The following is a 20,421-nucleotide window of genomic DNA, read 5'->3' on the forward strand; positions in this document are numbered from 1 at the left end:
CCGTAGGCGGAAGGCGTGAACCAAGATCCTCGGGGTGCTGCACGCACCCCGGGGATCTTGCTGTGCGGGGACGTGCGGCAGGGGCCCGCGCCGGGACGAAGTAGTCTTGAGTCCATGCCCGAACGCCGTACCGTCGCCCTTGTCACTCTTGGCTGCGCCCGTAACGAGGTGGACTCGGAGGAGCTCGCAGGCCGCTTGGCGGCGGATGGCTGGGAGCTCGTCGAGGACGCCGCCGACGCGGACGTAGCCGTCGTCAACACCTGTGGCTTCGTCGAAGCCGCCAAGAAGGACTCCGTAGACGCCCTGCTGGAAGCCAACGATCTCAAGGATCACGGCAAGACCCAGGCCGTCGTCGCCGTCGGCTGCATGGCCGAGCGCTACGGCAAGGAGCTCGCCGAAGCCCTCCCCGAGGCCGACGGGGTCCTCGGCTTCGACGACTACGCCGACATCTCCAACCGCCTCCAGCTCATCCTCAGCGGCGGCAGCGTCGAAGCCCACACCCCGCGCGACCGGCGCCAGCTGCTGCCGATCAGCCCCGCAGCGCGCCAGGCCGCCGACGTGGCCCTCCCCGGGCACGCCCAGGCGCCCGCCGAGGAGCCCGCCGAGGCCCCCGCGGACCTGCCCGAGGGTGTCGCGCCCGCCTCCGGGCCGCGCGCCCCGCTGCGCCGCCGCCTGGACAAGAGCCCGGTGGCCTCGGTCAAGCTGGCCTCCGGCTGCGACCGGCGCTGTTCCTTCTGCGCCATCCCGTCCTTCCGCGGGTCCTTCATCTCCCGCCGCCCCTCCGACGTGCTGGGCGAGACCCGCTGGCTCGCCGAGCAGGGCGTCAAGGAGGTCATGCTGGTCTCCGAGAACAACACCTCGTACGGCAAGGACCTCGGCGACATCCGCCTGCTGGAGACCCTGCTGCCCGAGCTCGCCGCCGTCGACGGCATCGAGCGCGTCCGGGTCAGCTACCTCCAGCCCGCCGAGATGCGCCCGGGCCTGATCGACGTGCTGACCTCGACCCCCAAGGTCGTGCCGTACTTCGACCTGTCCTTCCAGCACTCCGCCCCCGATGTGCTGCGCGCCATGCGCCGCTTCGGTGACACCGACCGCTTCCTGGAGCTGCTGGACACCATCCGCTCCAAGGCCCCGCAGGCCGGTGTCCGCTCGAACTTCATCGTCGGCTTCCCCGGTGAGACGGAAGCCGACTTCGCCGAGCTGGAGCGTTTCCTCACCCACGCCCGCCTCGACGCGATCGGCGTCTTCGGCTACTCCGACGAGGACGGCACCGAGGCCGTCACCTACGAGAACAAGCTGGACGAGGACACGATCGCCGAGCGCCTGGCGCACATGCAGCGGCTCGCCGAGGAGCTCACCGCCCAGCGTGCGGAGGAGCGGATCGGCGAGACCCTGGAGGTGCTCGTGGAGACGGTCGTCCCGTTCGACGAGGCCGAGGAGGGCGAGGGAGCCTACGGGCGCGCCGCGCACCAGGCCCCCGAAACCGACGGCCAGGTCGTCTTCACCGACGGCACCGGCCTGGTCCCCGGGCGTATCGTCACGGCAAAGGTCGTCGGCACCCTGGGAGTGGACCTGGTGGCCGAGCCCCTGGATCTGGACTTTGAGGAGGCGACCGGATGACCGGTGTCCCGGCATCTGCGGCGGGCGGGACCGGCCGTCGGCCCGTACCCGGCGCGAAGCTGGGGGCCGCGGCGGTCAATCAGGCCAGCCTGTGGAACATCGCCAACATCCTGACGATGATCCGGCTCGTGCTGGTGCCGGGGTTCGTCCTGCTGCTGCTCGCCGACGGCGGCTACGACCCGGCCTGGCGGGCGTGGGCCTGGGCGGCGTTCGCCGTCGCCATGATCACGGACATCTTCGACGGGCACCTGGCCCGGACCTACAACCTGGTCACGGACTTCGGCAAGATCGCCGACCCCATCGCCGACAAGGCGATCATGGGGTCGGCACTGATCTGCCTCTCGTGGCTGGGCGACCTCCCGTGGTGGGTGACCGGGGTGATCCTCGGACGGGAGCTCGGGATCACGCTGCTGCGCTTCTGGGTCATCCGCTACGGCGTGATTCCGGCCAGCCGCGGCGGCAAGCTGAAGACGCTGGCCCAGGGCACGGCCGTGGGCATGTACGTCCTCGCACTGACCGGTGCGCTGGCGACGATGCGCTTCTGGGTGATGGCGATCGCGGTCGTGCTGACCGTCGTCACCGGTTTGGACTACATCCGCCAGGCGATCGTGCTCCGGCGCCAGGGTCTTGCCGCGGAGCGGGCCGCGCGGTGACCGATGGGGCGGGCGATTCTCCGGTGACGCAGGGGCGTGCCGGAGTGACCGGGGGGCGCGCGCCCGCCGCGTATGCGCTCCAGCTCCTCGCGGAGAGTGACCAGACCGTCGCCGTCGCGGAATCCCTGACCGGCGGCATGGTCGCGGCCGAGTTCACGGCCGTCCCCGGTGCCTCCCGGTCGTTCCGCGGCTCGGTCACGGCGTACGCGACGGAGATCAAGCACCGGGTCCTGGGAGTGGACGCGGGCCTGCTGGAAGCCGAAGGCGCGGTGAACGCCGAGGTCGCGGCGGAGATGGCCGCCGGTGTGCGCCGGGTGATGGGCGCGTCGTGGGGGATCGCGACGACCGGAGTGGCCGGCCCCGACCCGCAGGACGGACAGCCGGTGGGCACGGTTTTCATCGCCGTGGACGGTCCGGGGGGCAGGAAAACGGTCCGTCTGAGGTTGAACGGCTCCCGCGCGGAAATTCGTAGGGAGAGTGCACGGACAGTGCTCGAGCTTCTCGCGGACGAACTCCGCGAGAATGCGCGGGGGCAGGATACGGAACAGAACGGGGGGATTTGATGTTTGCAGCCCTGAGTGAACACGACATCGCTCCCCGCACGGCCGCGGCGCGAGGCGGTACGGTGGGGCGTGAAGGATGCGGCTACACGGTCAGAGGAGGGAGCCACCGATGATTCTGCTCCGTCGCCTGCTGGGTGACGTGCTGCGTCGGCAGCGCCAGCGCCAGGGCCGTACTCTGCGCGAAGTCTCCTCGTCGGCCCGAGTTTCGCTCGGCTATCTCTCCGAGGTGGAGCGGGGGCAGAAGGAGGCATCCTCCGAGCTGCTCTCCGCGATCTGCGACGCGTTGGACGTACGGATGTCCGAGCTGATGCGCGAAGTCAGTGATGAACTGTCGCTCGCTGAGCTGGCACAGTCGGCCGCGGCAAGCGAACCGGTCACCGTACCGGTCCGCCCGATGCTCAATTCGGTCTCGATGGCTTCGGTCGCGGGTCCGGAACGGGTGACCATCAAGGCGCCTGCGGAAGCGGTGAATGTCGTAGCCGCGTGAGCGAGCACGTGCGTGTTTGAGCTTGGCCGGAGCCCCGGCCGGTGCGTGGAGCACCGGTCGGGGCTCCCGGCCGTTCTGGGTGCGGGTGCGAGGCGTGTGCGAGACGATGGGGCGGTCCGGGTTCCGGCCCCCTGGAGGTGGCAGTGCGGACGTCGCTGCGCATATCCGCGGTGTCGCGCCCGCCCCTGGTGTCGGCCCTCGCGCTGACCGTGGGGGCCCTGTGGTGGTGGGCCGTGCTGCGGCTGGTCCTGGCGCCCGCCGAGTCGGGGGCCGTGGAGGGCGCGGTGGCGGTGGGCGGCTGGGGACTGGGGCTGCTGCCGGTGCACTGCGTGCCGGCGCCGTTGCGCAGGGCCCGGCTGCGGACCGGCCGGGACGTCCGGGACGGCTGCGACGCGGATCCCGGCGGTGGCGGGGCGGCCGGGGCGGTGGGAGCGGCCGGCGCGGCTACCAGGGCATCGACACCCCGCCGTTCGGACGCAGGATCTGGCCCGTCATGAAGGACGAGGCGTCCGAGGCCAGGTAGAGCACCGCCTGGGCGATGTCCTCCGGCTCGCCGACCCGGCGCAGGGGGGACATGCGGACCATGGCCGCCTCGGTCTGCTCCTGGACCTCGGGGCTGTGGCGGCCGGTCATCGGGGTGCGGATCCAGCCGGGGGCGACGGCGTTGACCCGTATGCCGTGCGGGCCGGTCTCGGTGGCGAGGGTCTTCGTGAGCTGGACGACGGCGGCCTTGGCGGCGCTGTAGCAGAGCAGGCCGGGCTGGGCGGCGTCCACGGCGCCGGAGGCCATGGTGACGATGGACCCGGGGCGGCCAGCCGCGATCATGGAGCGGGCGGCCTCCTGGCAGGTGCGCAGGACTCCCTTGAAATTGACGTCCAGGACCCGGTCGAGGTCCTCCTCGGACGTCTCCAGGACGCTGCTCGTGTGCATGATCCCGGCGATGGCGGCGGCGATGTCGAGCGGGCCCGCCGCGGTGACGGCCGCCCGGATGGAGGCACGGTCGGTGACGTCGAGGGGGTGGACGGTGGCGCCACCGCGCCCGCCACCGCTCCCGCCACCGCCCCCGGCTTCGGCGGCCAGGGCGGCCGTCTCGGCCAGCCCCTTTTCGTCGCGGTCGGCGCAATGCACGTGGGCGCCGGCTGCGGCGAGGAGGACGGCGGTGGCGCGGCCGATGCCGCTGGCGGCTCCGGTGACCAGGGCGGTGCGGCCGGTGAGGTCGTACGCGGATGTGGGTGTGGGCATGCCGGGACGGTACGACCGGATCTGACGGGTCGTCAATCATTGTGCTCGGTACGGGGCAGCCGATCAGGGGGTGGGCCCCGGCTGGCAGTGCGGGCACCAGTAGGTGGGACGGTCGTCCTCGGAGGCCTTGCGGACGTGGGTGCCGCAGCGCAGGCAGGGCCGGTCCGCGCGGCCGTAGACGAAGAGCTCCTGGCCGGGGCGGTGGATGCCGGTGGTGTTGCGGTGGCCCGGTCGGTCGCCGATGTTCGCGGACAGCAGGCGGTGGGCGGCGGCGGCCAGCCGCGGCAGTTTGGCCTCGGGGAGTTCGCCGACCGGTGTCCAGGGGGTGACCTGGGCCAGGAAGCAGAGCTCGGACTTGTAGACGTTGCCGATTCCGGCGAGGTTGCGCTGGTCCAGCAGGGCCTCGCCGAGGGGGCGCTCCGGGGCGGCGAGGAGGTTGGCGGCGGCGCGGTCGGGGTCCCAGTCCGGGCCGAGGACGTCGGGGCCGAGGTGGCCGACGATGCGGTCCTCCTCCGCGGTGCGGATCAGTTCCAGGACGGGGAGGCGGTAGCCGACGGCCGTCCGGTCGGCCGTGCCGAGGACGGCGCGGATCTCGTGGTCCGGGCCGCCGCGCCACCTTTGGCCGACGGCGAAGACGTGCCAGGCGCCGTCCATGCGGAGGTGGCTGTGCAGGGTGAGGCCCCCCTCGACGCGGTGCAGCAGATGCTTGCCGCGGGGGGTGACGTCGAGGGTGAGGCGGCCGGTGAGGTCGGCGGTGGCGAACCGGGGCACCCGCAGGTCGCTGCGTGTGAGCTCGCGGCCCGCCAGTGCCGTGTGCAGGCGGGTGGCGGCTCGCCGGATGCTGTCGCCTTCGGGCATGGGCCCATTGTGGCCCGCGGTTCGGATGTGCGGCGAGGCGTTGTGGGGGCGGGCCCCGTCGGTGCGACCGGGCCAGTGGCGGTGCCCGGGCCGGTGTCGCCGGGACCGCCGACGGATGACGTGGGACGGACGGCGGGTGATGCCGATCCGCCCGCTCGTATCGACGGCTGCGGGCTGTGTGGCGTCGCCCGCCTTCGGCGCGTGCGGCTTCCGGCAGGACCGGGCGGTGCGGGCCGCCCCGCCGACGGCCTGTGCGGATCGCATCGGTCGCGTGCACCGTGCCGTGGGCCCCTCGGGGCCGGAATCCGTCGGCGTCCCCGGTCGGTGCGGAGGGGCCGGCCGGTGGGACGGCGGTGCGATCCGGAAGGGATGGCCTGACCGGCCGAGAGGGGCTGTTATCCCCCGTGCGGGAGCAGGGCGTGGGTGAGGACGGTCAGGATCTCGTCGCGGGTCGGGGCGATGGGGGCGTTCATGGCGTGCAGGCAGCGGCCGGTCATCAGCGGGGCCGCCGTCGCGGCGGCCGTCGGTCCGAGCAGCCGCGCCAGAGCCTCGGTGGTGGTCCGTGCGGGCAGGCTCGCCGCCTCCCTCAGCTCCGGGCGGCGCAGGGCGGCGGCGTGCAGTTCGTACTCGACGACCATGGCGGTGCGGCCCTCGCCCAGGCAGGACATGACGCCGTCGGCCAGTGCTCCGACAGCCTCTTGCGGGGTGGCGTCGGAGTGTTCCTCGGCCCAGTGGCGCACGAAGGCGGCGAAGCGTTCCGCCGCACGCTCCAGGGCGGCCCGGATCAGCGCCTCTCGGTCGGCGAAGTGGTAGGTGGTGGAGGAGAGCGACACATCGGCGCGTTCGGCGGTGGCCCGGTGGGTCAGGCCCTCCGGCCTCGCTCCGTGATCAGTTCCTCGGCCACCTCGGCGATGCGCTCCCGCCGGTTCGGGTCGTGTCGGCGGGTCCTGCGGGCTTTCCCGGGCACTGTGGTCAGGCTCCTTCCGGGTGGTGGATGAGTAGGCGGGTGGGGATGACACGCATCAGCGAGAACGGAGCACCACCATGAAGATCGCAGTCCTCGGAACCGGCGCGGGCGGCCGAGCGCACGCCGCCAAGCTGCTCAGCCTCGGGCACGAGGTGTACGTCGGCACCCGCGACTCCCAGGCCACCCTGGGCCGCACCGAGCCGGACTTCATGGGCGTCGAGCCCTTCGGCCAGTGGCTCGCCGACTACCCCGGCATCGAACTGCGGAACTTCGGCGACGCCGCCGCGGCCGCCGACTTCGTCATCAACGGGATCGACGGGGCCAGCGCGGTCGGTGTGCTCACCGGCATCGCCGGACACCTGGCCGGCAAGACCTTGATGGACTACGCCGTCCCGTACGTCTACCACCCCGAACAGGCCCATCCCTGGCCGACCCCGTGGGGCGTGATGCCGACCCTGGACCCGGTCGACCACGACAGCCTGGGGGAGCGGATCCAGCGCGCGCTGCCGCAGGCCAAGGTGGTCAAGGCGGGCGTCACCCAGGAGCAGGAGACAGTGGTCGACCCGCGGGCCGTGGCCGGCGGCGACCACACCATGTTCATCGCGGGCGAGCACGCCGAAGCGAAGGCGGAGGTCACCGAGCTGCTGCGGTCCTACGGCTGGCGGGACGTCCTCGACCTGGGCCCGCTGGTCGCCTCCCGCGGCATGGAGATGTACGCCCACCTGCACAGCGCCATCCAGTTCGCGCTCGGCGGGGCCCGCTTCGGCGTGAAGGTGATGCGCTGACGCTGTCACTGCCGCAGGCGCAGCCCCCGGGGGGTGGCGTGGAACCCGGCCGATTCGAGCGGGGGCCCGAGGGGTGAGGTGAGCGCGGCCGCGGCGTTGATCCGCTCCACCGTCAGCGCCGGCAGGGTGCCGGCACGGCAGCCGGCGGCGAGGGCGGCGACCGCGGCCGTCAGCCGGGGGTCCTCCGGGCCGGGCCAGGCCAGCAGGGTCTTGCCGCCGCGCTCCAGGTACAGGGTGAGCTCCCCGTCGACCAGGACCACCAGGGAGCCCGCCTTGCGGCCCGGCTTGTGGGTGGACCCGGCCGGGGGCTCGGGCCAGGGCAGGGCCGCGCCGTACGCGTTCGCCGGGTCGGCGGCGGCCAGCACCACCGCCGCCAGCGGGGGAGGTGTCCGCTCGGCGGCCCGGAGCCGGTCCACCGCGCCGTCCATCGCGAACTGGGCCGCGCCCAGCCCCTCGACCACATAGCCCCGACGGGCCTGGCCGCTGTCCTCGAAGGCGGACAGGACGCGGTAGACCGCACTGAAGCCCCCCTCCACGCCTTCCGCGGCGACCGCGCCGCGGGTCACCACCCCGTGCCGGTCCAGCAGGGTGCGGGCCAGCGCGTGGGCGCGGTGGGTCGGGTCGGGCGCCGGGGACGGCAGCAGCGACCATCGGCCGGAGACCGTGGGCGGGCCCGTACGGGACGCGGTCGCGCTGAGCGTGCCGTAGCGGCCGCGCGGGACGGTGCGCCGGGCCCGGTGGGCCGTGGAGCCCGCCGTGCGGCCCGAGCCGAGCAGTGAGCGCAGCGGGGCGAGGGTGTCATTGGTGAGCCGGCCCGACCAGGCCAGGTCCCACACCGCATCGGACAGGGCGATGTCCGACACCTCGGGGAACTCGGCGCGCACCGCCTGCGAGATCTGCCGGAAGAACAGGCCGTACCCGCCCGAGAGGGCCGTCAGGACCGCCTGCTGGAGCGGGCTCGGCTCCAGGGGGTGGGGCGGCGGCAGGAGCAGCGGGGCGGCTTCCGCCAGGTAGAGGGACACCCAGCCGTCCTTGCCCGGGAGGGCTCCGGCCCCCGCCCAGACCACCTCGCCGGTGGTGGTCAGCTCGTCCAGCAGGCCGGGGGAGTAGCCGGCCACCCGCGACGGAAGGATCAGCCGCTCCAGCGCCGAGGCCGGGACCGGGGCGCCCTGGAGCTGCTCGACCGCCCGGGCCAGGCCGTCGAGGCCGCGCAGGGCCCCGCCCAGGTGCTGCCACTGCGGCAGGAAGGTGGCCAGCGAGGTCGGCGGGACCGGTTCCAGCTCCTGGCGGAGCGCGGCGAGGGAGCGGCGGCGGAGCCTGCGCAGCACCGTCGTGTCGCACCACTCCTGGCCGATGCCCGCCGGGTGGAACTCGCCCTGCACCACCCGCCCCGCCGCCGCGAGACGGTTCAGGGCGCCCTCGGTCACCGCCGCGCCCAGGCCGAAGGCGGCAGCCACGGCGGCCGTGGTGAACGGCCCGTGGGTGCGGGCGTACCGGGCCAGCAGATCCCCCAGCGGGTCCTTGACCGGCTCGGTGAACGCCTCCGGGACCCCGACGGGCAGCGCGGTGCCCAGCGCGTCCCGCAGCCTGCCCGCGTCCTCGATCGCCGCCCAGTGGTCCGCGCCGCCGATCCGGACCCGGATGGCGCGGCGGGCGGCGGCGAGCTCGTCGGCCCAGGCCGGATCCGCCCCGCGCGCCGTCAGCTGGTCCTGCGTCAGCGGGCCCAGCAGGCGCAGCAGGTCGGCGACCGACTCGGCGTCCTTGGCCCGCCGGTCCTCGGTGAGCCACTGCAGCTCCCGCTCCAGCTCCTCCAGGACCTGCGCGTCGAGGAGCTCGCGCAGTTCCGCCTGGCCGAGCAGCTCGGCCAGGAGCCGCGAGTCCAGCGACAGTGCGGCCGCCCTGCGCTCGGCCAGCGGGGAGTCGCCCTCGTAGAGGAACTGGGCGACGTAGCCGAAGAGGAGGGAACGGGCGAACGGGGACGGCTCCGGGGTGGTGACCTCGACCAGCCGGACCCGGCGCGCCTCGATGTCGCCCATCAGCTCGGTCAGTCCGGGCACGTCGAAGACGTCCTGGAGGCATTCGCGCACCGCTTCGAGCACGATCGGGAAGGAGCCGAACTCCGACGCCACCTGCAGCAGTTGCGAGGCGCGCTGGCGCTGCTGCCACAGCGGGGTGCGGCGGCCCGGACTGCGGCGCGGCAGCAGCAGGGCGCGGGCCGCGCACTCGCGGAAACGGGAGGCGAACAGCGCGGAGCCGCCCACCTGGTCGGTGACGATCCGGTTGACGTCCCCGCGGTCGAAGGCGACGTCGGCCGCGCCCAGCGGGGCCTGCTCGTCGTCGAACTCGAAGGCGGGCGGCCCCGCCGGATCGTGGTCCAGGAGGTCCATGGACAGCAGGTCGGCGTCCGGGAGGCGGAGCACGATGCCGTCGTCGGCGTGCATCACCTGCGCGTCCATGCCGTACTTCTCCGCGAGGCGGGCGCTCAGAGCCAGCGCCCACGGGGCGTGCACCTGCGCGCCGAACGGCGAATGGACCACGACCCGCCAGTCGCCCAGTTCGTCGCGGAACCGCTCCACCACGATGGTCCGGTCGTCCGGGACGTGGCCGCAGGCCTCGCGCTGCTCGGCCAGGTACGCCAGCACGTTCTCCGCGGCCCAGGCGTCCAGGCCGGCCGCCACCAGCCGCAGCCGGGCGTCCTCCGCGGAGAGGGCGCCGAGCTCGCGCAGGAACGCGCCGACCGCGCGGCCCAGTTCCAGAGGGCGGCCGAGCTGGTCGCCCTTCCAGAACGGCAGCCTGCCCGGCACCCCGGGGGCGGGTGTGACCAGGACCCGGTCGCGGGTGATGTCCTCGATGCGCCAGGAGGTGGTGCCCAGCGTGAAGACGTCCCCGACACGGGACTCGTAGACCATCTCCTCGTCGAGCTCGCCGACCCGCCCGCCGCCCTTCTTCGGGTCCGAGCCGGCCAGGAAGACCCCGAAGAGGCCGCGGTCCGGGATGGTGCCGCCGGAGGTGACCGCGAGGCGCTGGGCCCCCGGTCGGCCCGTGACCGTCCCCGCCACCCGGTCCCAGACCACGCGCGGCCTCAGCTCGGCGAACGCGTCCGACGGATAGCGGCCGGCCAGCATGTCGAGCACCGCCGTGAACGCCGACTCCGGAAGCGCCGCGAACGGCGCTGCCCGCCGCACCAGCGCGAGGAGGTCGTCCAGCTGCCAGGTGTCCATCGCGACCATGGCGACCAGCTGTTGCGCCAGGACGTCGAGCGGGTTGGAGGGGATGCGCAGGGACTCGATCGCCCCCGTCCGCATCCGCTCGGTGACCACGGCCGCCTGGACCAGATCGCCCCGGTACTTGGGGAAGACCACCCCGGTGGAGACCGCGCCCACCTGGTGTCCGGCCCGGCCCACCCGCTGGAGCCCGGACGCCACCGAGGGCGGGGACTCCACCTGCACCACCAGGTCCACCGCGCCCATGTCGATGCCCAGCTCCAGGCTGGAGGTGGCGACCACGGCCGGCAGCCGGCCCGCCTTCAGATCCTCCTCCACCAGCGCCCGCTGCTCCTTGGACACCGAGCCGTGGTGCGCCCGCGCCAGCAGCGGCGGGGCCCCCAGGGCCGCGCCCGACTGGGCCATGACCTCGGCCGGCGACGCGTGCTCGGGCAGCTTCTCGCCGACGGCCCGCTCGTACGCGATCTCGTTGAGCCGGTTGCACAGCCGCTCGGCGAGGCGGCGGGAGTTGGCGAACACGATCGTCGAGCGGTGCGCCTGCACCAGGTCCGCGATCCGCTCCTCCACATGCGGCCAGATCGACGGCCTGTCGCCGCCCTCCCGGCCTTCCGTGGCGGGGGAGCCGCCCAACTCGCCCATGTCCTGCACAGGGACGACCACCGACAGGTCGAACTCCTTCGCCGACGGCGGCTGGACGATCTCGACCTTGCCGCGCGGCGCGAGGTAGCGGGCCACCTCGTCCACCGGGCGGACCGTCGCCGACAGCCCGATCCGGCGCGCCGGGCGCGGCAGCAGCTCGTCCAGCCGCTCCAGGGACACGGCGAGGTGCGCGCCGCGCTTGGTCCCGGCGACCGCGTGCACCTCGTCCAGGATCACCGTCTCGATCCCGGTCAGCGCCTCGCGCGCGGCCGAGGTCAGCATCAGGAACAGCGACTCGGGGGTGGTGATGAGGATGTCCGGCGGCCGCGTGGCCAGCGCCCGCCGCTCCGCAGCCGGGGTGTCGCCGGAGCGGATCCCGACCCGGATGTCCGGCTCGGGCAGCCCGAGGCGGACGGACTCCTGCCGGATCCCGGTCAGCGGGCTGCGCAGATTGCGCTCGACGTCGACGGCCAGGGCCTTCAGCGGAGACACGTACAGCACCCGGCAGCGCTTCTTCGACTCGGCGGGCGGCGGGGCCGAGGCGAGCCGGTCGAGGGCGGCGAGGAACGCGGCCAGCGTCTTCCCGGAGCCGGTGGGCGCCACCACCAGCACGTCCGAGCCCTCCCCGATGGCCCGCCAGGCACCCTCCTGCGCGCTCGTGGGCGTGACGAAGGCCCCCGTGAACCAGGAGCGGGTCGCGGGGGAGAACGAGTCGAGCGCAGCGCCTGCCATGCCCCCATCGTGCACCCGCCCACTGACAACGCCCCGGACGTGGGCAAACACGCGTCCGCCAGGGGGCGCAGAATGGGGGGATGGGGACGGAAGACGGCCACCGGGAGTGGGCGCGGCACTGGCAGTACCCGGAGCTGCCCGGGCTGGACCTGCTGCGCGCCCACTACGTACGCCACACCTTCCCGCGCCACGCGCACGACGGCTACGTCATCGCGGCCGTCACCGGCGGCATCGAGGAGGTCGGCCTGCCCGGCCACATCGTGCGCGCCGGACCGGGCAGCGTGGTCCTGATCAACCCGGAGGTGCCCCACACGGCGCGCGCCGGGGCGCCCGAGGGCTGGGCGTACGCCACGCTCTACCCCTCCAGCGCCCTGATCGCCGAGGTCGCCGCCGAGGTCGGCACCCTGCGAGGCACCCCCGGCTTCACCGCCGACATCGTCGCCGACCCGCAGGCCTCGCGCACGATCACCGAGGTGCACCGGGCCGCCGAGGCCGGGAACGCGCTCGCCGCCGACACCCTCCTGCGGGGTGTGGTCGCCCGGATGCTGACCCGGTACGCCGGACCGCTGCCCGCCCGTACGGTCCGCGGCACGGGCGGCGCCGAGGCGGCCGCCGCCCGGGCCGTACTGGAGGAGCGCCTCGCCGACCCGCCGTCGCTGGAACAGCTCGCCGCGGAGCTGGGCACGAGCCCGTTCGCCCTGCTGCGGGCCTTCCGGGAGCGGTACGGGATGCCGCCGCACACCTGGCTGACCGACGCCAGGGTCCGGCGGGCGCGCCGACTGCTCGACGCGGGCACCCCGCCGGCGGAGGCGGCCCTCGCCGTCGGTTTCACGGACCAGCCCCACCTGAACCGGCACTTCACCCGCATCGTGGGGGTCCCACCGGGCGCGTACCGGCGCGGGCGGGCCGTCTAGGCCGTCGATCATGGGCACCGGGGGTGGGCAGGCGTGCGCAACCTTCGGGCACCCCCGGGAGAGGCCCTGACCGTCCTCGGGGAGCCGCTGCCGCGCCGGGACCGGCACCGGGCGCGCAAGAACGTACAAGACCATCCGGCCCGGCCCCGCGTACTTTCGGGGTGTGGGAGAGAAGCAGCTGGTCACAGCGCCAGAGATACGAGAGACAGCGGCGCCCGACGGGCGGCCGCGGGCCGCGGTCGTACGGGACGCGCTCGGGGTCGGCGTCGCCGTCGGCCTGTCCGGGTTCGCCTTCGGGGTGACGGCGGCCGGAGCCGGCATCAGCACCCTCCAGGCCTGCGTGCTGAGCCTGCTCGTGTTCACCGGAGCCTCGCAGTTCGCCCTGGTCGGGGCGCTGGCCGCGGGCGGGAACCCGTTCACCGCGGCCGCCGGGGCCTTCTTCCTCGGCACCCGCAACGCCTTCTACGGGCTGCGGCTGTCGGAGCTGCTGCGGCTGCCGCGCGCCGTACGACCGCTCGCCGCGCACTGGGTGATCGACGAGACCACCGCCGTGGCGCTGGCCCAGCCCGACCGGAAGTCGGCCCGGCTCGGCTTCACCGTCACCGGGCTCACCCTCTACGTGCTGTGGAACGTCACCACCCTGCTCGGCGCGCTCGGTGCCGAGGCCATCGGCGACACCAGGGCCTGGGGGCTGGACGCCGCCGGACCCGCCGTGTTCCTGGCCCTGCTCGCGCCGATGCTGAAGACGGCCACCGAACGGGCGGTCGCCGCCCTCGCGCTCGTCCTCGGGCTGGGCTTCCTGCCCGTGCTGCCGGCCGGGGTGCCCGTGCTGATCGCGGCCCTGGCCGCCCCCGTCGTGCTGTGGATGAAGGGACGCCGCTCGTGAACGTCTGGATCGCCATCGGGCTCACCGTCGTCGGCTGCTACGCCGTGAAGTACGCGGGACTGCTCGTACCCGCCGGGGCCCTGGAGCGGCCCCTGGTCCGCCGCCTGGCCGCGCTGCTGCCGGTCGCGCTGCTCGCCGCGCTCACGGCCCAGCAGACCTTCAGCACCGGGTCCGCGCTCGTCGTCGACGCCCGCGCTGCCGGGCTGGCCGCCGCCGGGCTCGCGCTGCTGCTGCGGGCCCCGTTCCTGGTCGTGGTCGCGGCCGCCGTCGCCGTCACCGCGGGGGTACGGGCCCTGGGCGGCTGACCTGTGCCGGCAGCCGCCCGTACGCCCGCAGCGTCAGCAGGGCCTCCAGCGTCGCGATCGGCCGCCGCTCCAGGGAGCTCCCGGGCGCCCAGGCCTCGCGGCGGACCGGCCAGCCGCCGTCCTGCTGCTGCGCGTCGGCCAGGAAGTCCAGCGAGCGGCGCATCTCCTCGTCCGTGAACCAGCCGCGGGCCAGCGACTCGGGCCGCCGCGCGAAGTCGTGCGGGAACAGCTGCTCGCCCGGTGCGTAGCCCGGAGCCGGCGGGAACTCCGCCCGCCGGCGCGGATCCAGCACGGCGAGCCGCTGCTCGCGCACCAGCCGTCCGAGCCGGTCCGCGGCCGTCGCCGCGCGCGCCCGGTCGGGGACGCCGTCGAGGAAGGCCACGGCGCTCTGGACCTCGTACGGATGCGTGCGGTGCAGGTGCTCGACCCGGTCCCAGCAGAAGTCCGTGGCCCGGAAGAGCCAGGCGTGCCAGACGCGGTTGCGGTGCAGCAGGCCGACGACCGGGCCGGTGGTCAGCAGCTCGCCCGGCGGGTCGTCGTGCATCGGGTGGTACGGGGCCGCGGGGTAGTCGTGCGGGGCCGGGAAGACCACCGGAAGCGCGCCCTCCGTAGTGGAGACCCCCGTCAGGTGGCGGCAGAGCCGCTCGATCCGCTGCCCGGCGCAGCGGCCCAGGCTGTCCAGCACCCGCAGCGCGTGCGCGGTGTGCAGGGGCTGGCTCAGCGGGCCGCGCAGGTCCGGGTCGAGGGCGTGCCCGTAGCCGCCGTCGGGGTTGAGGTACGAACCGAGGGCGGTGTCCACCGGGTCGGCGTCCCCGCCGAGGAAGTGGAACGCGAACCGCCGCTGTTCCAGCACACGGGCCGTGAGCCACATGAACCGCTCGGCACGGGCCAGGGCGGGCTGGGGGGCCGACGGGGCCGACGGGGCCGACGGGGACTGCGGGTCCGACGGGGGCTGCGGGGGGTGCGGGGGGTGCGGTGCCTGTGGGGATCGCGGGGATTGCGGGGTCTGCGGGGAAGCTTCGTCTCCGGGCATGCGTGCAACGTAGGACGCGGTGACGCGGGGGTGCGGGGCGAACGCCGCCGGTGCACTCTCCCGGGGCGGGATACTGGGGGCATGCGGTTGACGATTTTCTGGGAGCGGATGGCCGAGCACTTCGGCGCCGGTTATGCCGACTCCTTCGCGCGGGACCACGTCATGGCGGAGCTGGGCGGCCTGACCGTCCACCAGGCGCTGGAAGCGGGCTGGGAGACCAAGGACGTGTGGCGCGCGGTGTGTTCGGCCATGGACGTGCCGGCCTCGCTGCGCTGACGCGCGCCGGGCAGCCGTGCGGTGTCGCGCCGTGCCGGAAGCGCGGGCGGGCAGCGCTTTTTCGCGGCACAGGCCGTCGGTGGGACAGACTTGGCGGCGTGGGAGCCACCGAAGACACGACCGACCAGCAGCCCGCAGCCGTCCAGGGCGCGCTGCCGCCGCCCCGGGCGGCCGACCCGGGTGCCGCCCCCGCCGCACCTGCCGCCTCCGGCCCGGAGCCGGAGCCCGACCCGCGCGCGGCGGACGCGGCCGCGGCGGGCACGGGGGCGGCCTGGCCCGCCGATCCCGCCTCGCCGCAGGGTCCCGCCGGCCCCGGCAGGCCACCGGCCGGCGCTCCGCCCGCCGGTGGTGACGAGCGCATGCCGCGCTGGCTGCCGCGTGCGGTGGTCCTCGTACTGGGCCTCGTCGCCTGCTTCCAGCTCGGCAGCTGGGCCTTCCACCAGCTGATCGGGCTGCTCGTCAACATCCTGATCGCGTTCTTCCTCGCGCTCGCGATCGAGCCCGCGGTGGCCAGGATGGCGGCGGGCGGCATGCGCCGGGGGCTCGCCACCTTCCTGATGTTCATGGCGGTGTTCGTCGTGTCGGTCGGGTTCCTCGCCCTGCTCGGCTCCCTGCTCGCCGGGCAGATCGTGGCCATGGTGGAGGGCTTCCCGGGCTACATCGACTCGGTGATCAACTTCATCAACTCCACCTTCCACACCGATCTGTCCCGGCTGGAGATCCAGGAGAGCGTGCTGCGCTCCGACTGGCTGCGCAAGTACGTGCAGAACAGCGCGTCCGGCGTGCTCGACGTGTCCGCCACCGTGCTCGGAGGGCTCTTCAAGCTGCTGACGATCGGGCTGTTCTCCTTCTACTTCGCCGCCGACGGGCCGCGGCTGCGGCGGGCGCTGTGCTCCGTGCTGCCGCCCGCGAAGCAGGCCGAGGTGCTGCGCGCCTGGGAGATCGCCGTCGCCAAGACGGGCGGTTACCTCTACTCCCGCGGACTGATGGCGCTGATCTCGGGTGTCGCGACCTACGTGGTGCTGGCGGTCCTCGGAGTGCCGTACGCGCCCGCGCTCGCCGTGTGGGTGGGGCTGGTCTCGCAGTTCATCCCCACCATCGGCACCTATCTCGCGGGCGCGCTGCCGGTCCTGCTCGCCTTCACCGTCAACCCCTGGTACGCGCTGTACGTCCTCGTGTTCGTGGTGGTCTACCAGCAGTTCGAGAACTACATGCTCCAGCCGAAGCTGACCTCGAAGACCGTCGACATCCATCCGGCGGTGGCCTTCGGATCGGTCATCGCGGGTACCGCCCTGCTGGGCGCGGTCGGGGCGCTGATCGCGATCCCGGCCGTCGCCACGCTGCAGGCCTTCCTCGGCGCGTACGTCAAGCGCTACGAGCTGACGCGGGACGCGGACTCCTCTACTTCCCGTCCGCGTCGCCGAGTACGGCTGCCAAGGCTTCGTTGACGGTCGCCTCGGCGGCGGCCTTGTCCAGGCCGAGGCCGCTCAGCAGGCCCTCGCCGTTCTCCAGCTCCAGGAGCGCGAGCAGGATGTGCTCGGTGCCGACGAAGTCGTGGCCCAGGCGCAGGGCCTCACGGAAGGTCAGCTCCAGGGCCTTCTTCGCCGAGGCGTCGAAGGGGACGAGGGCGGGGAGATCGTCCTGGGCCGGCGGGAGCGCGGCGGCCGCGGCGGCCCGTACCTCGTCCGGCGAGACCTCCTGGGCGCGCAGGACGAGCCCCGCGAGGCCGTCGGCCTCGGCCATCAGGCCCAGGACCAGGTGCTCGGTGCGGATCTCGGTGTTGCCGGCGGCGCGGGCCTCGTTCTGCGCGGTCACGACCACGTTGCGGGCACGGGGGGTGAAGCGGCCGAAGCCCGCGTTCGGGTCGAGGGCGCCGGTGCCCTCCTTGTCAGCCTTGGGCACGAAGCGCTTCTGTGCCGCCTGGCGGGTGACGCCCATGCTGCGGCCGATGTCGGTCCAGGAGGCGCCGGAGCGGCGGGCCTGGTCGACGAAGTGGCCGATGAGGTGGTCCGCGACGTCCCCGAGGGCCTCCGCGGCGACGACGGCGCCGCTGAGCTGCTCCAGGGGATCGGTGTGGACCTTGTTGATGGCCTCGATCAGGTCGTCGAGGCGTACCGGATTGGTCATGCGAACGGGTTCCACCGAAGGGTTCGTCATGGGTGCAACCCTAGGTTGACAGTCGGAAGGGTGTCAACCTTGGGTTGTCACTCGAAGGGGCGGCCCTTCCGTCCCGCCGGTGCCATGCTGGGAACGGACTCGGAGGTGGCGATGGGCTTCTACGCCGAACGGATCGTTCCGCGGATCGTCGACCTCGCGTGCGGGGCGCGGACGACCCGGCCGCTCAGGCGGCGCGTCTGCGCCGGCCTGGCCGGGGAGGTCGTCGAGATCGGTTTCGGATCCGGCCACAACGTCCCCTTCTACCCGCCGGGCGTCACCGGCGTGGCCGCGATCGAGCCCTCCGACCTGGGGTGGAGGCTCGCCGCCGACCGGGTTCGGGCCTCGACGGTCCCGGTGCGGCGGGCCGGCCCGGACGGCCGGTCGCTGCCCTTCGAGGACGGCACCTTCGACGTCGCCCTGTCCACCTGGACGCTGTGCACCATCCCGGATCCCCTGGCGGCCCTGCGCGAGGTGCGGCGCGTGCTCAGGCCCGGGGGCCGCCTCCACTTCATCGAGCACGGCCTGGCGCCGGAGGGGGACCCGCGCGTGCGCCGCGCGCAGCGGCTGATCGAGCCGCTGCACAAGCGGCTCTGCGGCGGGTGCCACCTCACCCGGCCGACGGTCGAGCTGCTGACCGCCGCCGGCTTCACGGTCACGGAACTCGACGTCTTCTACCAGGAGGGCGCGCCGAAGCCCTTCGCCGCGGACTCGCTCGGCGTCGCACTCGCGCCCGGGCCAGGGCCCGGCGGGGGCCGGCTCAGTAGGTGACGGTGATCCGCCGGGCCGGTCCGTCCACCCGGATCCGCCCGCCCACGGGGATCACCAGCTGCGGGTCGGTGTGGCCGAGGTCCACGTCGAAGACCGCCATGGTGTCGGGGGCGTACTCCCGCAGCGCGCGCAGGACGGCCGCGCGCTGCTCCTCGCGGTACCGCTCCTTCTGCCCGGCGTCGAACGGGTTCTCGAACGACCAGCTCTTCGCCCTGCCCATCAGCAGCGCGGGGAACTGCCGCAGCAGGCCGCGCTCGCCCATGTTCCGGAGCATTCGGTATACCTCCTCCGCGCGCGGCATCTCCTCGGAGGTCTCCAGGAAGAGCACGTCGCCGGCGTACGCGTCGGCGGGCAGCACCGCGCGGTCGGCCGCCATCATCCAGGCGAGGATCTCCAGGTTGCCGCCCCAGCCGGCGCCCTCGACCACGCGGTCGTCGTTGTGCCAGGTCCAGCCGTAGGAGCGTTCCATCAAAGGCTCGGACTCGAAGGTGAGCGGGTCCTCCCAGGGGAGGTTCACGTCCCCGTACTCGCCGGACCGGTTGAGCTCGTACGGGCCCGAGGTGAACAGTGCCGCCCGGAGCGAGTCGGCGGTGGCCGGGTGCATGGCGCCGGGCCGGCCGAGCTCGACCATCACCGACGCGCCGTGGTAGCCGACGATGCCCAGGTTCCGCAGGAACAGCAGGAGGTTGGTGTTGTCGCTGTAGCCGATGAACGGCTTGGGGTTGGCGCGCAGGAGGTCGCCGTCGAGGTGGGGGAGGACGGTGATCTGGTCGTCGCCGCCGATGCTGGCGATCACCGCCTTGATGCCGGGGTCCGCGAAGGCGGCGTGGATGTCCGCGGCCCGCTCCTCCGGCGTCGCGCCCGTCCTGCGCGTGGTCGGGTACTCCACGGGCTCCAGCCCGAAGTCGTCACGGAGCCTGCGCAGCCCCAGCTCGTAGGGGAGCGGGAAGACGCCGGGCAGTCCGGCCGAGGGGGACAGGACCGCGATCCGGTCCCCCGGACGGGGCTTGGGGGGATACGTGAATTCGACCATGTGGCGATCGTATGAGCCCGGCGCCCGTGCGCCGCTGAAATCACGGGGCGCGGGGCGCGGGGCGCTCACGGCGGATCGGCGGCCAGCGGATCCGTGGTCAGGGAGCCGCGCAGGCGGACGGCGAGGGCCGCGATGTCGTCGTCGAGGCGGCCCCTGCTGTAGCGCAGGAGGTCGCGGTGGAGTGCCGCGAGCAGTTCGTGGGGCGGCGACGGGGGCTGGCGGCCCATCCAGGCGGCCAGCGGGAAGAACTCGCCGTCGCGGGCACGGGCCTCGGCGATCCCGTCGGTGTAGAGCAGCAGCAGGTCGTCGGGGGCGAAGTCGAAGCTGTCGATGCTGTACCGGTCGCCGATCAGGTCCGCGAGGCTGAGCAGCGGCGACGGGGTGACCGACTCGAGGGTGCGCAGCTCGCCGCGGTGCAGGAGCAGTGGCGGGGGGTGTCCGCAGTTGAGGATGTCGATGCGTCTGCCCTCGTGCGGGATCTGGACGAGCAGGGCGGTGGCGAAGCGCTCCATCGGCCCCTCCGGCGGGAAGGCGGCGTTGTACCGGGTGCTGCTGGCGTCCAGCCGGCGCGCTACCTCGACCATGTCGGTCTCGCCGTAGGCGGCCTCCCGGAAGGCGTTGACGATCGCCGCGGCGGCCCCCACCGCGGGCAGCCCCTTGCCGCGCACGTCGCCGATGAGCAGCCGCACCCCGTGCGGGGTGTCGACCACCTCGTAGAAGTCCCCGCCGATGCGGGCCTCCGCCGCGGCCGCGAGGTACAGCGACTCGATCTCGATCCTGCCGAGGAGGCGCGGCATGGGGCTCAGGACCACCTGCTGGGCCGCGTCGGCGACGAGCCGCACCTGGAAGAGCGTGCGCTCCCGCTGGAGCCTTACGTGGCTTCCGTACGCGGCGGCCACGGTGACCGCGATAATCCCCGCGGCCGTCCACCACGTCCCGAGGTCCGGGAAGACGAGGCTGAGGCCGATCATCAGGATGAGGCAGACGGTCCCGAGCAGGACGGTGGGGAGCACCGGCCACATGGCCGCGGCGAGGGCCGGCGCCGCGGGCAGGAGGCGGCTGAAGGCCATCTCCGGCGGAGTGTTGTATGCCAGGCTGGCGATGACGATGGTCAGGATGACCGGTGACAGCCGCACAAGCCTTCCCGGGCCGGGGCGCCTACGAAGTCGCGGCCGTCCAGACTCGATCACACTTCATAGGATATCTACGTAATGGGGGCATAGCGCTCTGAGCGTGGCGAGCTTGACAGGAAAATCGAACATCCATTCTGATGGGTTAT

20 protein-coding genes are annotated in these 20,421 nt (G+C 73.7%); 12 read left to right on the top strand and 8 right to left on the bottom strand.

The features are described 5' to 3' along the window. The first annotated feature begins 114 nt into the window (after positions 1–114). The 5 genes from rimO to E6U81_RS07685 all read left to right on the top strand — a co-directional run bounded on the left by rimO (position 115) and on the right by E6U81_RS07685 (position 3,820). Positions 115–1,620 (top strand): 30S ribosomal protein S12 methylthiotransferase RimO, encoded by a 1,506-nt coding sequence (rimO, locus tag E6U81_RS07665; protein ID WP_136229347.1) that lies wholly within the window; start codon positions 115–117, stop codon positions 1,618–1,620. Then, complete coding sequence (pgsA, locus tag E6U81_RS07670; RefSeq protein ID WP_076046833.1) at positions 1,617–2,273, top strand: CDP-diacylglycerol--glycerol-3-phosphate 3-phosphatidyltransferase; 657 nt, start codon at positions 1,617–1,619, stop codon at positions 2,271–2,273. Before rimO ends, pgsA begins: the two co-directional genes overlap by 4 nt. 44 nt (positions 2,274–2,317) lie before the next feature. Then, entirely contained in the window at positions 2,318–2,836 is a 519-nt protein-coding gene (locus tag E6U81_RS07675; RefSeq protein ID WP_136229593.1) for a CinA family protein, read from the top strand. 109 nt (positions 2,837–2,945) lie between these two features. Beyond that, positions 2,946–3,323 (top strand): helix-turn-helix transcriptional regulator, encoded by a 378-nt coding sequence (locus E6U81_RS07680; RefSeq protein ID WP_030664971.1) that lies wholly within the window; start codon positions 2,946–2,948, stop codon positions 3,321–3,323. A 143-nt stretch (positions 3,324–3,466) separates the two neighbouring features. Next, on the top strand, positions 3,467–3,820 hold the full coding sequence (locus E6U81_RS07685) for a hypothetical protein (RefSeq protein ID WP_240803709.1): 354 nt from the start codon (positions 3,467–3,469) through the stop codon (positions 3,818–3,820). On the opposite strand, the gene E6U81_RS07690 is transcribed toward E6U81_RS07685, so the two are convergent. The 3 genes from E6U81_RS07690 to E6U81_RS07700 all read right to left on the bottom strand — a co-directional run bounded on the left by E6U81_RS07690 (position 3,768) and on the right by E6U81_RS07700 (position 6,256). Further along, the gene (locus E6U81_RS07690; protein WP_206309872.1) at positions 3,768–4,565 is read right to left on the bottom strand and encodes an SDR family NAD(P)-dependent oxidoreductase; all 798 of its coding nucleotides are present in this window, start codon (positions 4,563–4,565) and stop codon (positions 3,768–3,770) included. The genes E6U81_RS07685 and E6U81_RS07690 overlap by 53 nt on opposite strands. A gap of 63 nt (positions 4,566–4,628) precedes the next feature. Then, positions 4,629–5,423, bottom strand: coding sequence for a DNA-formamidopyrimidine glycosylase family protein (locus E6U81_RS07695; protein WP_136229349.1), 795 nt, complete (start codon positions 5,421–5,423; stop codon positions 4,629–4,631). Between the two features lie 395 nt (positions 5,424–5,818). Then, positions 5,819–6,256 (bottom strand): TetR family transcriptional regulator, encoded by a 438-nt coding sequence (locus E6U81_RS07700; RefSeq protein ID WP_136229350.1) that lies wholly within the window; start codon positions 6,254–6,256, stop codon positions 5,819–5,821. A 211-nt stretch (positions 6,257–6,467) separates the two neighbouring features. On the opposite strand from E6U81_RS07700, the gene E6U81_RS07705 reads away from it, so the two are divergent. Continuing rightward, positions 6,468–7,175: an NAD(P)-binding domain-containing protein gene (locus E6U81_RS07705; protein ID WP_136229351.1), complete on the top strand. Its 708-nt coding sequence runs from the start codon at positions 6,468–6,470 to the stop codon at positions 7,173–7,175. Positions 7,176–7,180: 5 nt separating this feature from the next. Here the strand turns inward: E6U81_RS07705 and E6U81_RS07710 are convergent, their stop codons facing one another. After that, entirely contained in the window at positions 7,181–11,770 is a 4,590-nt protein-coding gene (locus E6U81_RS07710) for an ATP-dependent helicase (protein WP_136229352.1), read from the bottom strand. 80 nt (positions 11,771–11,850) lie between these two features. Here E6U81_RS07710 and E6U81_RS07715 point away from each other — a divergent pair, with 80 nt between their 5' ends. From E6U81_RS07715 to E6U81_RS07725, 3 genes are all read left to right on the top strand, one after another. Continuing rightward, positions 11,851–12,684 (top strand): AraC family transcriptional regulator, encoded by an 834-nt coding sequence (locus E6U81_RS07715; RefSeq protein ID WP_136229353.1) that lies wholly within the window; start codon positions 11,851–11,853, stop codon positions 12,682–12,684. A gap of 163 nt (positions 12,685–12,847) precedes the next feature. After that, positions 12,848–13,570 carry an AzlC family ABC transporter permease gene (locus E6U81_RS07720; protein ID WP_346766131.1) on the top strand — a complete coding sequence of 241 codons (723 nt, stop codon included), beginning with the start codon at positions 12,848–12,850 and terminating at the stop codon, positions 13,568–13,570. Next, positions 13,567–13,875, top strand: coding sequence for an AzlD domain-containing protein (locus tag E6U81_RS07725; RefSeq protein WP_030773269.1), 309 nt, complete (start codon positions 13,567–13,569; stop codon positions 13,873–13,875). Before E6U81_RS07720 ends, E6U81_RS07725 begins: the two co-directional genes overlap by 4 nt. Here the strand turns inward: E6U81_RS07725 and E6U81_RS07730 are convergent. After that, positions 13,844–14,746: a hypothetical protein gene (locus E6U81_RS07730; protein ID WP_168714590.1), complete on the bottom strand. Its 903-nt coding sequence runs from the start codon at positions 14,744–14,746 to the stop codon at positions 13,844–13,846. The two genes, E6U81_RS07725 and E6U81_RS07730, sit on opposite strands and share 32 nt — an antisense overlap. Before the next feature lie 243 nt (positions 14,747–14,989). Between E6U81_RS07730 and E6U81_RS07740 the strand changes: the two genes are divergently transcribed. After that, on the top strand, positions 14,990–15,184 hold the full coding sequence (locus E6U81_RS07740) for a DUF3046 domain-containing protein (RefSeq protein WP_037929867.1): 195 nt from the start codon (positions 14,990–14,992) through the stop codon (positions 15,182–15,184). A 152-nt stretch (positions 15,185–15,336) separates the two neighbouring features. Then, positions 15,337–16,632, top strand: a complete 1,296-nt coding sequence (locus E6U81_RS07745; protein WP_136229597.1) for an AI-2E family transporter — start codon at positions 15,337–15,339, stop codon at positions 16,630–16,632. Here the strand turns inward: E6U81_RS07745 and E6U81_RS07750 are convergent. Beyond that, entirely contained in the window at positions 16,586–17,341 is a 756-nt protein-coding gene (locus E6U81_RS07750) for a Clp protease N-terminal domain-containing protein (protein WP_136229354.1), read from the bottom strand. The genes E6U81_RS07745 and E6U81_RS07750 overlap by 47 nt on opposite strands. A gap of 84 nt (positions 17,342–17,425) precedes the next feature. On the opposite strand from E6U81_RS07750, the gene E6U81_RS07755 reads away from it, so the two are divergent. Further along, positions 17,426–18,109 carry a class I SAM-dependent methyltransferase gene (locus tag E6U81_RS07755; protein WP_206309873.1) on the top strand — a complete coding sequence of 228 codons (684 nt, stop codon included), beginning with the start codon at positions 17,426–17,428 and terminating at the stop codon, positions 18,107–18,109. Here E6U81_RS07755 and E6U81_RS07760 read toward each other — a convergent pair. After that, complete coding sequence (locus E6U81_RS07760; protein WP_136229355.1) at positions 18,099–19,142, bottom strand: S66 peptidase family protein; 1,044 nt, start codon at positions 19,140–19,142, stop codon at positions 18,099–18,101. The two genes, E6U81_RS07755 and E6U81_RS07760, sit on opposite strands and share 11 nt — an antisense overlap. A gap of 65 nt (positions 19,143–19,207) precedes the next feature. After that, a complete protein-coding gene (locus E6U81_RS07765) occupies positions 19,208–20,278 on the bottom strand; it encodes a PP2C family protein-serine/threonine phosphatase (RefSeq protein WP_240803710.1) in 1,071 nt (356 codons plus the stop codon). Positions 20,279–20,421 lie beyond the last annotated feature (143 nt).

Origin of the sequence: Streptomyces sp. A0592, from assembly GCF_004795115.1 — a bacterium.
Classification (GTDB): Bacteria; Actinomycetota; Actinomycetes; order Streptomycetales; family Streptomycetaceae; genus Streptomyces; species Streptomyces erythrochromogenes.

Coding starts and splice junctions, on each gene's coding strand:
- rimO (WP_136229347.1), top strand. CDS start 115: ATGCCCGAACGCCGTACCGTCGCCCTTGTCACTCTTGGCTGCGCCCGT.
- pgsA (WP_076046833.1), top strand. CDS start 1,617: ATGACCGGTGTCCCGGCATCTGCGGCGGGCGGGACCGGCCGTCGGCCC.
- E6U81_RS07680 (WP_030664971.1), top strand. CDS start 2,946: ATGATTCTGCTCCGTCGCCTGCTGGGTGACGTGCTGCGTCGGCAGCGC.
- E6U81_RS07690 (WP_206309872.1), bottom strand. CDS start 4,565: ATGCCCACACCCACATCCGCGTACGACCTCACCGGCCGCACCGCCCTG.
- E6U81_RS07695 (WP_136229349.1), bottom strand. CDS start 5,423: ATGCCCGAAGGCGACAGCATCCGGCGAGCCGCCACCCGCCTGCACACG.
- E6U81_RS07705 (WP_136229351.1), top strand. CDS start 6,468: ATGAAGATCGCAGTCCTCGGAACCGGCGCGGGCGGCCGAGCGCACGCC.
- E6U81_RS07710 (WP_136229352.1), bottom strand. CDS start 11,770: ATGGCAGGCGCTGCGCTCGACTCGTTCTCCCCCGCGACCCGCTCCTGG.
- E6U81_RS07715 (WP_136229353.1), top strand. CDS start 11,851: ATGGGGACGGAAGACGGCCACCGGGAGTGGGCGCGGCACTGGCAGTAC.
- E6U81_RS07730 (WP_168714590.1), bottom strand. CDS start 14,746: ATGTGGCTCACGGCCCGTGTGCTGGAACAGCGGCGGTTCGCGTTCCAC.
- E6U81_RS07740 (WP_037929867.1), top strand. CDS start 14,990: ATGCGGTTGACGATTTTCTGGGAGCGGATGGCCGAGCACTTCGGCGCC.
- E6U81_RS07750 (WP_136229354.1), bottom strand. CDS start 17,341: ATGACGAACCCTTCGGTGGAACCCGTTCGCATGACCAATCCGGTACGC.
- E6U81_RS07755 (WP_206309873.1), top strand. CDS start 17,426: ATGCTGGGAACGGACTCGGAGGTGGCGATGGGCTTCTACGCCGAACGG.
- E6U81_RS07760 (WP_136229355.1), bottom strand. CDS start 19,142: ATGGTCGAATTCACGTATCCCCCCAAGCCCCGTCCGGGGGACCGGATC.